Source organism: Flavobacterium sp. IC2-16 (genome assembly GCF_055521455.1).
Window position 1 is genome coordinate 354,744 of record NZ_CM145480.1, and the last position, 16,233, is coordinate 370,976.

Consider the following 16,233-nt stretch of genomic DNA (forward strand, 5'->3'; position numbering starts at 1 on the left):
AAACTTAACCGATACTAAAATGGTTTACTTCTACTCCTGACAGCAACGAAAATCCAGCCTTAGCAGATTGTAGTGAATGGCAGGAAATACTAACACAAACCAGCCAAAACCATGCTGTACAAAACAAAAAAAAGCTGCCCATTACTGGACAGCTTTTCTATATTTAAAACTTATACTATTAAGCTTCTTTATTTGCTTCTTCGTGAAGTCTTTCTACTTCTTTCTTATCCGATTTTGGCATACTGTCTACCAATACCGGTGTAGCTAAGAATAGAGATGAATATGTACCAATAATAATACCTATTAACATCGCAAAGATAAATCCACGGATTGACTCACCACCAAAAACAAACATGATTGATAATACTAAAATCATGGTTAATGATGTATTGATTGTTCTTGATAACGTTGTATTAACTGAATCGTTTACAATTTTATTGAAATCACCTTTAGTGTTACCTGCGATAAACTCACGAATACGGTCGAATACAATTACGGTATCGTTCATAGAGTAACCAATAACGGTAAGGATAGCAGCGATAAAGTGCTGATCCATTTCCATATGGAATGGCATGAACTTATACAATAACGAATATGCACCTAATACGAAAATAACATCGTGCGCTACAGCAGCAATAGCTCCTAAAGAATACTGCCATTTACGGAAAGATACAACCAAGTACAATCCAACAACTAACATAGCACCAATTACAGCCCAGTATGAGTTTGTTTTGATATCATCGGAAACTGTTGCACTTACTTTAGATGATTGAACCACACCTAATTTTTTACCTTCATAAATGTTAGTAAAATCTTCGTAAGAAATAGCCTTAGAATAACGTCCTTTTAAACCTTCGTATAATTTTTCATTAACTTCTTTATCAACTCCTACTCCATCTTCTTGCACTTTATATTTGGTGATGATACGCATTTGGCTTGGGTTACCAAACTCTTTAACCTCTACGTTAACACCAAAAACTTTTGATAATTCGTCTGAAACTTCAGTTGGAACAACCGGTTTTTCGAATTTCACTTGGAACGTTCTACCTCCAACAAAATCCACACCTTCATCTAATCCATTAATATAGAATGAAATACAACTAACAACAACCACCAATGAAGAGAAGATATAAGTAAATTTCTTCACTTTAATAAAGTCGAAATGGAAGTTAGTAAACCAATTTTTAGTAATATTCGTTGAGAACATTAATGATCTACCAGCAGCAATATCTCTATCGATGAACATTCTAGCGATGAAAATTGCAGTAAATAATGAGGTAAAAATACCGATCAACAATGTTGTAGCAAAACCTTTAATTGGTCCTGTTCCAAAAATGAAAAGGATTAAACCTGTTAATACGTGAGTAACGTTAGCATCGATAATAGCGCGCATAGCACCTTTCCAGCTATAAGAAGTTATAACTGAATCGGCCAACGAATGCCCGTGACGTAATTCTTCTTTCGCTCGCTCATAAATAATGATGTTAGCATCTACGGCAGTACCCATTGTTAAAACGATACCCGCAATACCCGGTAATGTTAATACAGCACCTAAACTTGCCAATACTCCAAATAAGAACAACAAGTTAACAATCAAAGCCACGTTAGCATACCAACCTGCTCTACCATAGTAAAATACCATCCAGAAACAAACTAAAATCATTCCTACAACAGATGATAAAATACCGTTATCAATTGATTCTTGACCCAAAGATGGACCAACAACTTCTTTTTGTACAATTTCTGCAGAAGCTGGTAATTTTCCAGCTCTCAAAATATTAGCTAAATCTTTTGTTTCAGCGATATCAAATACCCCTGAAATTTCAGAACGACCACCTGCAATTGGACCAGTAGATACTCCAGGAGCAGAGTACACAATATTATCCAAAACAATAGCGATATTACTTCTTTCTCTAAAAGCTTTTCCAGTAAGTTCTTCCCAAGTTTTAGCACCCGTTGCATTCATTTGCATGGTTACTGATGGTCTTCCCATTTGGTCGAATGACTCAGAAGCATCGGTAATTACACCACCACTTAAAGGTGGAACTCCATCACGGTTTGTTTTTAAAGCATATAACTCAACTACATCTGGAGTTTTAGGATTTACTTTACCCCATACAAAACGTGCAAAACGTTGTTCAGCAGGTAATAAATTACGAATCTCTTCTCTTTTTAAGTATCCGTTAACTTTAGCAGTATCTTTTGGATTAAAATATGCTAAAACCGGTCCGCCTTGCTGACCACCACCTTTAACTAATCCAAGTAAAGGATTGTTCGCAGCCAAAGCAGCAGCTGTAGTATCTTTTGCAGCGCTACCGGTTAATAACGAATCGATTTGAGATGTTTTAGGAGCTTCTTTCTCAACAACTGGTTTTTCAGTTTTTTTCAAAGCCTCATTAGCTGCTAAGATAAAGTTTCCAATTTCTTCAACTTTATAAGCTTCCCAAAATTCTAATTGTGCAGTACTTTGTAATAATTTAGTAATACGGTCTACATCTTTTGCACCCGGTAATTCTACTAAAATTCTTCCAGACTCTCCAATTTTTTGAATATTCGGTTGTGTTACACCAAATTTATCAATACGCTCACGTAATACGTTAAATGCACTTTCAACTGATTCTGCAACTTTTCTTTTTAAGATTGGTTTTACTTCAGCATCAGACATTTTAAAATTAATCTCAGTAAGATTTCTATTTGAGAAAATTTCAGGAGACGATAATTTTATTGAACCGTTAGATACTTTATCAAAAGCAATAAAGAACGCATCCAAATAATCTTGGTTACCTTCTCTGTTTTTTGTTGCTTCAGCTAAAGCCTGATTGAAAACTGGATTTTTAGAATTGTTTGCCAATCCTTTTAACACGTCTTTAATTGAGATTTGAAGAGTTACGTTAATACCTCCTTCAAGATCCAGACCTTTGTTAATTTGTTTTTCCCTTACTTCTTTAAAAGTGTATCCTAAAAACACTTTCTCTCTACCCATAGAGTCTAAATAGGCCAATTCTTTTTTAGAATCACCATTAGCAAAAGCTTTAGCTTTATCCTCTATATTATTGGTAACAAATGTGAAGGAAAGTTGGTAAATACTTACCAATGCAAATATAATTGCAAAAAATTTAATGAGTCCTTTATTCTGCATTATTACTAAAAATTAATTATTTTTTTCAAAAACGAGCAAATATATACTTTACAATACTATTTACCAATTTATTTCTTAATTATATCAAAAAAAAGACTGCCAAAAGCAGTCTTTTTGTGCTATTTAAATAAAGGCTATGCTAAAACGGATTTCAAATCACCATTCATGGCGCGAACTGCGTCAGCACTTTTCGCAAACAATGCTTTTTCAGCATCATTTAATTTGATATCTACAATAGATTCGATTCCGTTTTTACCGATAATACATGGTACTCCTAAACAGATATCTTCTTGACCGTATTCACCTTCTAACAATACCGAACAAGGAATCATTTTACGTTGATCATTTAAAATACTATCTACTAAATATGCCACAGATGCACCAGGCGCATACCATGCAGAAGTACCTAACAATCCTGTTAAAGTTGCACCACCTACCATAGTATCGGCAGCCACTTTATCCATCTCTTCTTGCGACAAATACGTTGAAACCGGAGTTCCGCAATATGAAGCTAAACGAGTTAAAGGAATCATCGTTGTATCACCGTGACCTCCAATTACCATTCCATCAACGTCGTTAGATGGTTTGTTCAATGCTTTTGATAAATAATATTTAAAACGAGAACTATCTAAAGCACCACCCATTCCGATGATTCTGTTTTTAGGCAATCCCGTTGCTTTCAATGTTAAATATGTCATAGTATCCATTGGATTAGATACCACCACAATAATTGCGTTTGGAGAATGTTGTAAAACATTATCGGCAACCGATTTTACAATCCCTGCGTTAATACCAATTAACTCTTCACGAGTCATTCCTGGTTTTCTTGGAATTCCTGATGTAATTACTACTACATCACTTCCTGCAGTTTTAGCATAATCATTTGTACTTCCCGACACTCTTGTGTTAAATCCTGTAGTTGTTGCACATTGAGAAATATCCATAGCTTTACCTTCCGCAAAACCTTCTTTGATATCCAACAAAACTACCTCACTTGCAATTCCTCTGTATGAAATTACGTCTGCACAAGTGGCACCTACGTTACCGGCACCCACTATAGTTACTTTCATAATACTATATAATTTTTGAAATGGTTAATTTAAGGTTATAAATATAATACAATTAAAATTCATATTGGACAGAAAAATTCGTGTTAACAAATTTACCGAAACCAATTACCGATTGCAGGTAAAACTTTTTGATTTGGTACCTCCCCGATATTTCTCCCAACAGATTCGTTTTGGTCTTATATATTTCTTCTAATTTTTTATTTAAAATTTCTTGTAACGGAATTACATTTTCAATTTCGCCTTTTTCGCCACCTACTTTGTATTTAAAATGACTTACGTTAGCAATTAGTCCGCCCATCACTTCAAAGTTTTTATATTCTTTTGAAGCATTTATCTGAAATTGCCAAGTATCAACCAATCCGTTTAATTGGTTAATTCCCAAACTTCCATATTGTGTTGGAATACTGATAAAATCAAAACTTATATCTTCTTTAGAATACAAAGCCGTAGCTGCCAAATGTATTTTTTTCGATTCCAAACCTTTAAAATACTGACTTAAGTTATGTTTCAATCCGAAACCATAAACCTGATAATCCCCTTTCTTTAATTTAGTTTTAGGAGAAAATTTAACCAAGACTTCGGTTCCATACCAAACACTTAACGAGCCTTGTAAATACGGATAAAAAATTGTTTGTTGATTAACCCCTTCTGGTGTCTTTAGTCGGATTGTTTCACCATCCAAATCACCTGTTAAATATACTTGATTATCATTACCTAATGCCGTTGGCACAGTTGCAGATGAAGCACCTTCAATTTGAAAAAAAGTAAAATCCGAGTTTTTAATTTGAAAACTTCGATCCCGATTGGGAACCACAAATAAATTGGTATGAACCCCTAAAGTTACATCCCACAAATCCCTTTTCTTGGGAGAAGAAACCCAACCCGATGCCGCTTGATATACAGCGGCATCGGTAGCTGGGGTAATGTATTTGTCAGAAAACAAAATAGCATCATTCAACAGATTACCAATGTCTTCCAAAGCTTGTTGAGATTGCGCATACGTTTGTTGACTTAAACAAGTCAGCACAAAAAACAAACTCAGTATTAACCTACTATTAGGCATCAATTTTTGCGTAAGCAGCATTTTTCTCGATAAATTCTCTACGAGGCGGAACCTCATCTCCCATCAACATAGAAAACACACGATCCGCTTCAGCTAGACTATCGATTCCTACTTGTCGTAAAGTTCTAAACTCCGGATTCATAGTAGTTTCCCACAATTGCTCCGCGTTCATCTCTCCAAGACCTTTATAACGTTGGATATTTGTTCCTCCACCCATACGTTCAGAAATCTCATCACGTTGCGCATCGGTCCAAGCATATTCTTTCTTATTTCCTTTCTTAACCATATACAATGGCGGAGTTGCTATATATACATAACCGTTTTCAATCAACTCTTTCATGTAACGGAAAAAGAAAGTCAAAATTAAAGTAGAAATGTGACTACCATCGACATCGGCATCACACATGATAACCACTTTATGATAACGTAATTTCTCTAAATTTAATGCTTTGCTATCTTCTTCAGTTCCGATGGTAACACCTAAAGCCGTGAAAATGTTACGAATTTCTTCGTTTTCAAACACTTTATGATGCATCGCTTTTTCTACATTCAAAATCTTACCACGTAATGGCATAATCGCTTGGAATGCACGATCACGACCTTGTTTTGCGGTTCCACCCGCCGAGTCACCCTCGACAAGGAATACTTCACATTTTGCCGGATCCTGCTCAGAACAATCTGATAGTTTTCCAGGTAATCCACCGCCACCCATAACGGTTTTACGTTGCACCATTTCACGCGCTTTTTTAGCGGCATGACGGGCTTGCGCTGCCAAAATAACCTTCTGAACGATAATTTTAGCATCGTTTGGATTTTCCTCTAAATAGTTTTCCAACATTTCGGCAACCGCTTGAGAAACCGGTGAAACCACCTCTCTGTTTCCTAATTTGGTTTTAGTCTGTCCTTCAAACTGAGGCTCAGCCACTTTTACCGAAATAATTGCTGTTAAACCTTCACGGAAGTCATCTCCGGAAATTTCAAATTTCAATTTATCCAACAAACCAGAAGCATCTGCATATTTCTTCAAAGTACGAGTTAATCCCATACGGAAACCTTGCAAATGCGTACCTCCTTCGTGTGTGTTAATGTTATTTACATATGAGAAAATATTCTCAGAATAACTATCATTATAAATTAAAGCTACTTCAACTGGAATCTCACCTTTTTCATTTTCCATGCTAATTACATGTCCGATGATTGGCACACGATTTCCATCTAAAAACTTAACAAATTCCTTCAAACCTTCTTTCGAATGAAAGGTCTCTCCCACATAATTCCCGTCTTTATCCGTTTCTCTTCTATCGGTAAGCGTAATTGTAATTCCTTTATTCAAAAAGGCCAACTCACGCATACGAGCAGCCAACGTATCATATGAATACTCTAAGGTTTGTGTAAAAATAGTTCCATCAGGTTTAAACCAAACCGTAGTACCTCTTTTATCGGTTTCTCCTGTTTGTTTAACAGGATACATTGCTTTTCCTCTTTCATACTCTTGTTCATACACTTTACCATCTCTAAAAACCGTAGCTTTTAAATGATCTGACAAAGCGTTAACACACGATACACCAACCCCGTGTAAACCTCCGGAAACTTTATACGAATCTTTATCGAATTTACCACCTGCACCAATTTTCGTCATAACTACCTCAAGGGCAGAAACACCTTCTTTTTTGTGCATGTCAACAGGAATTCCTCGTCCGTTATCTTCAACAGTTATGGAATTATCTTCATTAATGCAAACAGTAATAGTATCACAATGTCCGGCTAATGCCTCATCAATAGAGTTATCCACTACTTCATATACAAGGTGATGAAGACCTCTTACTCCCGTATCACCAATATACATTGAAGGTCGCATTCTAACATGCTCCATTCCTTCAAGTGCCTGAATGCTGTCTGCCGAATAATTGCTCTTTTTTACTTCTTCGCTCATAATTTATCTTCTGAATGTGTAATAAAATGTCTAACGAGCAAATATATAAAATCGATGACGATTATGAGTCAAAAACACAGCCTATTAACAGGTAAGTTATCAACAAAATACGAATGTTTTCCACAAAAAAAGCGTTATCAAACGATAACGCCTTTCAACAAACAAACTAATCACATTAAACTATGCAATTGTATTTTCAGTAGCTGCAATTGCTACATCTGCATTTATATGTGCTGTATTAGCCCTTCCGCTTGGGTCTTGATTTTTTTGCCACTTCGGTATCCATTTTCGAACTGTTTTCGCTGCACTTTCTTGCGGAAAAAATTTATGAAAAATAACACGATAAAAATACGCTTCCTTTGTAGTTGGTGTGTTATATGGAAATTCTACAGCGGCATGTTCCAATTGCTCATCGGTTACTTCTGCAGAACAATATTCGATTAGCGTATCGATCCAACTATAGCCAACACCATCTGAAAACTGCTCTTTTTGACGCCACAAAACACTTTCAGGCAAATATGGTTTTTCGGGAGTATCAAATGCTTTACGCAAAATATATTTTTCAACACCATTGTATGTTTTAGGCATTTTTTCAAAAGGCTGAATTTTGATAGCGGTCTCCAAAAATGCTTTATCTAAAAACGGAACCCTAGCCTCCAAACCATGAGCCATAGTTGATTTGTCCGCACGCAATAAATCGGCTGTCGACAAACGCTGAACACGCTCAATCGTTTCTTTATGGAAATCGGATTCACTTGGTGCATTTCTGAAATACAAATACCCACCAAAAATTTCATCTGAACCTTCACCAGAAAGAACCACTTTTATACCTCGTTCAGTTATTGCTTTAGAAAGAAAATACATAGGTGTACTTGCACGAATAGACGTCACATCGTAGGTTTCCAGATGCCAAATAAGTTTTTCTAAGATTGAAATACCTTCTTCAATCGTAAAGTGAATTTCATGATGTTCTGTACCCAAAAAATCAGCCACTTCGCGAGCCGCAAGTGCATCGGGAGCCATCGCATCAAGTCCAATAGAAAATGAATGCAAGGTATTTTGCCCTTTCTCTTGAAGCAATCTTGAAGCAATAGAAGCTATAACCGAAGAATCTAAACCTCCAGAAAGTAAAACACCAACCGGCACATCACTCATTAATCTTTTATCAACGGCTTGAGTTAACTTTTCGCGAAGCAAAGTCAAATCCAATTTTTCAACGGCCAAAGTTTCATCTTCCCATTTAGGTTGATAATATTTCACAAAACCTGTACTTGGTGTATAATAATATCCTGGAGGAAAGGCTTCAAAAGTTACGCATTGGTCGGATAGCGCTTTCATTTCGGAAGCAAAATACATACGTCCCGTTTCATCAGAACCGTAATACAATGGTTTAACCCCTAGCGGATCGCGTCCTGCCATAAAATCCTCACCATCAATGACTACAAATGCAAAAATTCCGTCAAGTTTATCGCAAAAATCATAGCCAAACTCTTCAAATAAATGGACAATAACTTCAGAATCGGAAGTGGTACGAAATACATGATTCTTCAATACAGTATCACGCAAATGTTTGTGGTTATATATTTCTCCGTTATGCACCATCCAGGCCGTTGATGTTCCTTGTATGGGTTGTTTCCCTGTTCTTAAATCAACAATCGACAAACGTTCATGACTTAAACAATACCCTGTCTCAGAAACATACACATCCCTTTCATCAGGTCCGCGATGAGACATTCTTTCAGACAATAACTTAACTGTTGCTACATCAACATCTTTACCTATAACCGCTAATATTCCGCACATAATCTTTTTTTTAATTTTATTATTAAACAAAATTGGGTTATAAAATTTCATTATGAAATATTAAACAGCTTATAACTTATAATTTACAACCTATAAATAAAAAATACAGAGAATAGATAAGATTAAGAATATGAAAAAGAATATTTTACTTGCAAATTGTAATTTACAGCATCGTTTTATGAAAAATCCCAAACAAAATGCTTGGGATTTTAATTATTTAACTTGTTTTCCTTTAATAAAAGTATGCAAAGGTTTTATAAAGGGCACTTTATCTATATCGATTTGCATTATATCTTCATCGAAAATGGTAAAATCGGCCCATTTTCCAACTTCAAGACTACCTTTTTCATTTTCTTCAAAATCAGAATAGGCGGCCCAAATGGTCATTCCTTTTAGCGTTTCTTCACGGGTTAAAGCATTTTCAGACTGAAAACCACCTTCCGGATATTTTTTCAAATCTTTTCGTGCTACAGCTGCGTAAAATGTATACATTGGGTTAACCTCTTCAATAGGAAAATCGGTGCCTAGCGCAATCATCCCTGCCTTATCCAACATTTTTTTATACGCATAGGAATTTTTAATGCGTTCCTTACCCACTCTCTCCTGAGCCCAATACATATCGGATGTAGCATGTATAGGTTGTACTGATGGTATGATTCCTAATTTGAAATAATCAAAATCGGATTCCTGCATAATTTGAGCATGTTCAATTTTCCAACGTCTATCAGGTTTACCATCTAGAACTTCTTTATAAATTTTTAACAAAACACTATTGGTTGAATCTCCAATAGCATGTGTATTCATTTGAAAATCGGAATCAGCTATTTGCAAAGCTATTGTGCGTATTTCTTTAATTGGAGACAGCAATGCTCCAAAATGTTTTGGTTTGTCGGAATACGGCTTATGCAAACATGCTCCGCGAGAACCTAAAGCACCATCACCCATAAACTTAAAGGAACGAACATTTAATTTATCGGTTTTATAAATCCCAATTTGTGTATAGTAATCCACATTTTCTTTAGTAGCCAGTGCCATAGCATAGATGTTAACATCTAGTTGATTTTCCTGTTGCAAACTATCAATCAAATCGATAGTTTCTCGCTCCAGACCAGCTTCGTTAATAGTGGTCAACCCATAATCGAACATTACTCTTTCGGCAGCTTTCAGCGCTTCCACCTGGATTTGTTTCGATGGTTTGGGAATGCTGTTGTAAATCAGTTCCATCGGGTTATCAATAACAATGCCTGTAAGCTTACCGTTTTTCATTTCAATTTCACCACCTTCAACTCTTGTTTTCGATGTAATCCCAGCCATTTGCAAGGCTTTAGAATTAGCCAACAAAGCATGACCATCAATTCGGGTAATTGCTACTGGAGTATTGGGAAAAAGTTTATCGAGTTGTTCTTTAGATGGAAACTCTTTTACATCCCAATCGTTTTGATCCCAGCCTCTACCTTGAATGTAATTTAGATTTCTTTCCTTCTGAAAAGCAACTATTTTAGCAACAACCTCATCAAAGCTCTTAGTACCCCGTAAATCAACATTTTGAAGACTTAATCCGAAGTTATAAAAATGAGCATGAGCATCGTAAAAACCAGGGTAAATAAACTTCCCGGAAGCATCAATGGTTTTATCGGCTACGTACCAATTCTCAAAAACTGAAGAATTGCCTATTTCAATAATCTTTCCGTTTTGAACCGCAAAGGCTTGCACTATTTCAAAAACTTTGTTTACCGTATAAACTTTTGCGTTTTTAACAATTAAATCGACTTTGATTTTTTTCTTTGGTAATGCTGTTTGTTTTTTCTGTGCGAAAATCGAAACCGACATCAAAAGCAGGAAAATATATTTTAGTTTCATTATATAATTCGAATTAGTCTATTTTGGTAATTGTAAATTTTGAACCGTTTACTTCCACAAAAGCTCCAACTTCTTTACCCATTAATTGCGAGCCCAATGGCGATTGAGGTGAAAGCGCTAAAACCGAAACACCTTCAATAGTAGATTTAGGCAATGCTGCGCTTATGAATAATTGCAAACCGTTTGCTGTAACTAAACTTCCGAGGACAACTTTTTTACTTTCGAACGATACATCAATTTTAGTTAAAACCTCTTTAAGATGAATTGCTTCCTGCAATTTGGCGCTCAATTTTTCTTGTTCCAAATGCATCATCGACAATGCGGTTTCATGCTTATCACCCGCCGAGCTTTTGGCATCATTTTGCGCATCATCTGCCAATCCCGAAATCATATCTCGGTACACATCAATTTTATCTTGTAATAAAGTGATGTGATGTTGGCGTATTTTTTCTTTGAATGTCATTTTGAAAAGATTCTAAGACACATAGAAACTAAGGCACTGAGTTTAAAGATTCATTTAAAATCTTAGTCCCTTAGCAACTTAGCAGCTTTTCTTAAAAATCGAATTTATAATTTGCTCCTATTAAGAATTGAAACCCTTGAACCGGGTAATTCATCCAACGTTGGTATTGTTGATTGGCAATATTATTAAGCTTTAAGAAACCTGTTAAACGTTGGTTGTATTTGTAACCTAAATGCGCGTTCAAGTCGAAATAACTGTCTAACGTTACCGTTTTAGTAAGCGGTTCTACCAATGAGATATCGTTGTAGTAAAATTGATCTTTACGTTCTCCAACAAAGAAAATTGAGGTTCCAGCATACCATTTTGGTGTTATGTTGACATCTAAATTAGCTGCTATTTTCATTGATGGCAAGTTCCAAGCTTCGGCCTGATTGGTCGTATAACTATTAAATGTACCGTTTATACCAAACGTAGCATTCTTTGAAAAATCCATTTTCAATTCACCAAAAATACTAATGGTTTTTAAATCGTCGTAAACCAACCCAAATGAATTACCGTATACATACCCTTCCTGATTTGTATTTGCAGTTTCATATTGGTTAGCAACAAAGAAAGGACGATCTTCTTCTTTTAAATACGAACCTCTAACATTAAAAGTAACCGTATTGGCTAATTTACCTTTTAACCCAACATAAATATCATATTGCTGATTGGTTGGTCCAATTGCCAACGTAGGCGAAACAAATTTATTTTCATCTACAAAATCAGCAAATGTGTTTTGCTTTAAAGTTCCTTCGGCGCCAGCATAAGCAATCATGATATCTCCAACTAGCTTGTAAGATGCCTTAACTTGAGGAAAAATATAAAATTTACCGTCGGTTTCATTATTGAATTTACCTGAACTGTAAAAGAAACCAGCTCCGGCCTGAACAGATAAATCGTCTTGTTGTAACAAAATAGCAGGTTGTGCACCGAAATTCAAATAAGAATAACTAATATCTGCAGCATTGAAATAATCTTTTTCAAAGCTACCACCTACATAATCAACGACAAATCCGGTTTTAAATTTAAAATCGTTTACCTCAAACTTTATAGCCGGTTTAGCAAAAAATCGGTTTTCCTGTGAACCGTGAGAATCCCAAAAACGTTTAAATTGAAGGGAAGATTCATCCATAAAACTTTCTTTTAGTGCAAATTTAGCCCCTAGAGTTATGGTTTGGTAGGTTTGTTGTTCGTTAATATTTTGAATAACATCATCGGTAAAAGCAACAAATTCTGTTGGCAATCCGTACCAATTATACAATTGATGTTTGTATCCTAAATCGGCATTCCAATCTATTTCACGCGTACGACTTCCATAGGTTAAATCGAGTGCTGTATTATAATATTTGTCATCCAATTTAACATCTTTTATTCCACCTTGCGATGATAAATGACGTAACATACCGCCTACATAATCGGTACTGCTCAAATTTTCTGTAATGAACAACTCCCCATTTATAGTCCCGTAGTTACCAACACCTAAAGTGGCATAATTTTTAAATATTTTTTCTTTAGCCGATTTATCGACACCTGCCGCTTTACCTTTTGCTGGTGTAAAAGTTGATGCTACCGGGAAGGAAAAAATATTATACTTGATTTCTTCCTTTTGGGCATTTGTTTCGTCATCAATAACAGGCGTTTCTTTTACTTTGAAAGCATCAGATATTGTTGGCGTATACGGTTTAACTACGTTTACGACTTCGGTACCGATATTTTCATCTTTCTTTTGTGCGTAGGTTTGTAATCCTGTTAAAAACAAACTTAGGGCTACTATATATTTGAAAGTCTTACTCATCTCTTTAAATTTTAATTATGGCTTATAGTTAATTAGTTTGTAATGGATGAATTACGTTTGGCTTCTTCTCCTTTAATGATATCCAATTCGGTTTGTGCTTCGGCAACAACATCTTCATATTGCGCAAAGTTTTTAATCACACTTTCCAAAATGTAGGTAGCTTGAAAACTATCTTTCAATCCGTAGAAGTTTTTCGCCATTACAATCAACCCTTTAGCTCCAAAATATTTATATCCTGAATAATCTTTCGCCAGTTTTTGAACAGCAGTGTTAGACGCTTCGAATTTTTCTTCTTTATTTTTGAAATAAGCATCATAATACAGTGCTTCGGCAGCTAATTCTCCTTTTGCAATTTTTTGCAGTTTAGCATAAGCCTCTTTTGCCTTAGCTTCGTCGTTGGTTTTTATTGCAGCACGCGCTACAATAATTTGCGCATCACTTTTAATTTTATCGTCAACTTTCGCATTCGCTAATACTTTATCAGCATACATAACCGCTTCTGAATACGATTTCTGTTCGTAATACGACTTCATCAAATTGGATTGCGCAAAAGTGATATTTTGAGGAAAATCGGCTTCGGCTTCTAAACGTTTTAGAACTGGAATCGCTTTATCGTAATCTTTGTTTTTCAAATGAATTTCGCACAAACGAGCTAACGATTGCTCAGTGAATTCATTTCTGGATTTCCCAATTACATATTCGTAATTTGGAACGGCATTGTTACCTAAACCATCTGCAAAATACAATTGCGCCAAATAGAAATTAGCTTTTAAAGCATGTAAGCCATTCGGGAAGTTAGCCAAATATCCGCTAAATCCAGAAATTGCCTGTTTGCTATTGTTTTGCAAATATTGTTTTTCGGCAGCTTCATAGGTATCGTTATCCAAATCGGCATTAGAAACCTCAACAAAGTCAAGTGTTTTAACCCAAGCAGCATATTCATCTACTTTACCTTGATCCATATAAATCAAACGTGCTGTTTGAACCGCTTGTAAAGACTCTTCCGTTCTTGGATATTCGGACACAACTTTCTTGAATTTCGTTAAAGCCTGAGCCGATTTATCGTTATTGTAATACACTAAACCTTGACGCAAAATTGCTTTTGAAGCATAAGAACTTCCTTTGTAATTTGCAATTAATCGGTCGTATGCTTCAACAGCTTTCTCAACATTATTTTGATTCACATAGGTGTTACCCAATTCATATAAAGCATCATCTGCATATTTTGAATTTGGATGCATTTTCATAAAAGCGTTTAAATCTTCTATTTTCTTATCGTTCTTACCTACAAAACCATATGAAATTGCTTTTTGGAAATGTGCATAATCCGCATCCACACTTTTTAATTCGATAGCTTTATTGTAAGCATCCATGGCAGGCCAGTATTTTGTTGAAACGAAATAACTATCTCCCATGCGCAAATACGCATCGTTTAAACGAATTTTATCGGACGGATTGGTTGTAATATAATTTTGAAAATACTGTGCTGCATTTTCATATTCTTTCAATTTAAAATAAGTATACGCTAAGTTGTAATCGGCGTTTTTAGCTTCCGGAGTATTTTTAGCTTCATCGGAACCCATGAATTGTTTAAAACTGATTAGTGCTTCGCTAAATTTATCCAGATTATACTCGGTTTCTGCTTTCCAAAAAGTTGCTCTTGCTGTAAATTTCGGATCTCTTGGCTCACGAATTGATTTATCGAATAACGAAAGAGCATCAGCATAACTACCATCGGTATACAATTCTAAACCTCTATAAAAGGCAACTTTTTGATACGCTTGACGATTTTGAGGGTTTTTATTTTTCTCTAACAATGTCAATGCTTCCTTATAATTTTTAGATGTGATATAAGAATTAATCAACAAGTTTTCGATTTCTTGCTTGTAAGCCGTTTGAGGATATTTATTCAAATAACCGGTTAATACTTCGGGAACACTTTGATATGGATTTCCAATTTCGTAACTCAATTTAGCATAGTTTAAATGTGCATCTTCTTGAATTTTCAAATCGAATTCCATTTCAGATGCATTTTTAAACGCATTTAAAGCTTCTTGTTTTTTATTTACTTTCAAGTAGCTTTCTCCAAGATGATAGTATGCATTTTGAGCCACACCATCTTGTCCGTTAATGATTTTATTGAATTCCCCAATTGCATTCTCGTAATCGCCTGCTTTATAATATGCATACCCTAATTGGTAGAAATCGGTATTATTCCATTTTCCCTTTTTCCCTCGGTATTCTTTCAAATACGGAAGCGCTTTATCGTACTGTTTTAAATTGAAATAACTTTCTCCAATGATTTTATTCAATTCCGATTTTTCTTCGGCATTCGATTTAGAAAGTTGCGGCACACCCAATTCGATAGCCTTTTGAAAATTTCCTAATTTGAAATTCATATCAGCTTGGAAATAAGACATTTTCTCTTTGTACTTATCTTTATCCTGAACCTGATCGAAATATTGATTCGCTTCTTTGTAATTATCAGTTTCATACGCCATGTACCCTAAATAGTACTTTGCTTGAGAACCAAATTCTTTAGAATTGACTACTTTATTGAAATATTTTTCGGCTTCTTTCTTATTTTTTGCAGAAAAGAAACAGTATCCTTTTTGAAAGTTGAATTTTTCACGTTCGTCATTTGTCATAGAACCCTCATCTACCCTTTCAAAATATTTTAAAGCCTGTGGATAGTTTCCTTGCTCAAAATAATAATGCGCAACTTCAATAAACGCTTGATTTTGTTTGGATGAAGTTGGATAATTCTGAACAAATTCTTCCATCATGGTATCGGCACCCGACTGCTCCAAACGAATCGCACAATTAGCACTATAGTACGCACAATCGGATTTCACTTCCTGGTTTGGATTAACCGATTTTACGCGATCAAACAAAATTTGAGCTGCTTGGTATTGCTTGTCGTTATATAGAGCTACGGCTTTGTCGAAATCGGTAAGTTCGTGTGTATAGATGTTCGACTGTTGCGCAGAGAGATTTAGGGCACTTAAAATGAGAGAGGTACATAGAAACCTATTCAGTTTTCGCATAATTTTGGCTTTTTAAAG

Annotated in this window: 9 protein-coding genes; all 9 read right to left on the reverse strand. The window is 35.4% G+C overall.

The window, feature by feature from the left end:
• Positions 1-178 precede the first annotated feature (178 nt).
• Entirely contained in the window at positions 179-3,139 is a 2,961-nt protein-coding gene (gene secDF / locus ACZ1JT_RS01530) for a protein translocase subunit SecDF (RefSeq protein ID WP_465094408.1), read from the reverse strand.
• Positions 3,140-3,273: 134 nt separating this feature from the next.
• A complete protein-coding gene (gene mdh / locus ACZ1JT_RS01535; protein ID WP_465094409.1) occupies positions 3,274-4,209 on the reverse strand; it encodes a malate dehydrogenase in 936 nt (311 codons plus the stop codon).
• Positions 4,210-4,261: 52 nt separating this feature from the next.
• On the reverse strand, positions 4,262-5,329 hold the full coding sequence (locus ACZ1JT_RS01540; protein ID WP_465094410.1) for a DUF6588 family protein: 1,068 nt from the start codon (positions 5,327-5,329) through the stop codon (positions 4,262-4,264).
• The gene (gene gyrB / locus ACZ1JT_RS01545) at positions 5,265-7,205 is read right to left on the reverse strand and encodes a DNA topoisomerase (ATP-hydrolyzing) subunit B (protein WP_465094411.1); all 1,941 of its coding nucleotides are present in this window, start codon (positions 7,203-7,205) and stop codon (positions 5,265-5,267) included. Before gyrB ends, ACZ1JT_RS01540 begins: the two co-directional genes overlap by 65 nt.
• Positions 7,206-7,385: 180 nt before the next feature.
• Positions 7,386-9,008 (reverse strand): asparagine synthase B, encoded by a 1,623-nt coding sequence (gene asnB / locus ACZ1JT_RS01550; protein WP_465094412.1) that lies wholly within the window; start codon positions 9,006-9,008, stop codon positions 7,386-7,388.
• 213 nt (positions 9,009-9,221) lie between these two features.
• The gene (locus ACZ1JT_RS01555) at positions 9,222-10,868 is read right to left on the reverse strand and encodes an amidohydrolase (protein WP_465094413.1); all 1,647 of its coding nucleotides are present in this window, start codon (positions 10,866-10,868) and stop codon (positions 9,222-9,224) included.
• Positions 10,869-10,881: 13 nt separating this feature from the next.
• A complete protein-coding gene (locus ACZ1JT_RS01560; protein ID WP_465094414.1) occupies positions 10,882-11,331 on the reverse strand; it encodes a hypothetical protein in 450 nt (149 codons plus the stop codon).
• 91 nt (positions 11,332-11,422) lie between these two features.
• Positions 11,423-13,168, reverse strand: a complete 1,746-nt coding sequence (locus ACZ1JT_RS01565) for a TonB-dependent receptor (protein WP_465094415.1) — start codon at positions 13,166-13,168, stop codon at positions 11,423-11,425.
• Between the two features lie 32 nt (positions 13,169-13,200).
• Entirely contained in the window at positions 13,201-16,215 is a 3,015-nt protein-coding gene (locus tag ACZ1JT_RS01570) for a tetratricopeptide repeat protein (protein WP_465094416.1), read from the reverse strand.
• Positions 16,216-16,233 lie beyond the last annotated feature (18 nt).

Excerpts from the sequence above, each read along its gene's own strand:
- secDF (WP_465094408.1), bottom strand. The coding sequence starts at position 3,139 with ATGCAGAATAAAGGACTCATTAAATTTTTTGCAATTATATTTGCATTG.
- mdh (WP_465094409.1), bottom strand. The coding sequence starts at position 4,209 with ATGAAAGTAACTATAGTGGGTGCCGGTAACGTAGGTGCCACTTGTGCA.
- ACZ1JT_RS01540 (WP_465094410.1), bottom strand. The coding sequence starts at position 5,329 with ATGAGGTTCCGCCTCGTAGAGAATTTATCGAGAAAAATGCTGCTTACG.
- gyrB (WP_465094411.1), bottom strand. The coding sequence starts at position 7,205 with ATGAGCGAAGAAGTAAAAAAGAGCAATTATTCGGCAGACAGCATTCAG.
- asnB (WP_465094412.1), bottom strand. The coding sequence starts at position 9,008 with ATGTGCGGAATATTAGCGGTTATAGGTAAAGATGTTGATGTAGCAACA.
- ACZ1JT_RS01555 (WP_465094413.1), bottom strand. The coding sequence starts at position 10,868 with ATGAAACTAAAATATATTTTCCTGCTTTTGATGTCGGTTTCGATTTTC.
- ACZ1JT_RS01560 (WP_465094414.1), bottom strand. The coding sequence starts at position 11,331 with ATGACATTCAAAGAAAAAATACGCCAACATCACATCACTTTATTACAA.
- ACZ1JT_RS01565 (WP_465094415.1), bottom strand. The coding sequence starts at position 13,168 with ATGAGTAAGACTTTCAAATATATAGTAGCCCTAAGTTTGTTTTTAACA.
- ACZ1JT_RS01570 (WP_465094416.1), bottom strand. The coding sequence starts at position 16,215 with ATGCGAAAACTGAATAGGTTTCTATGTACCTCTCTCATTTTAAGTGCC.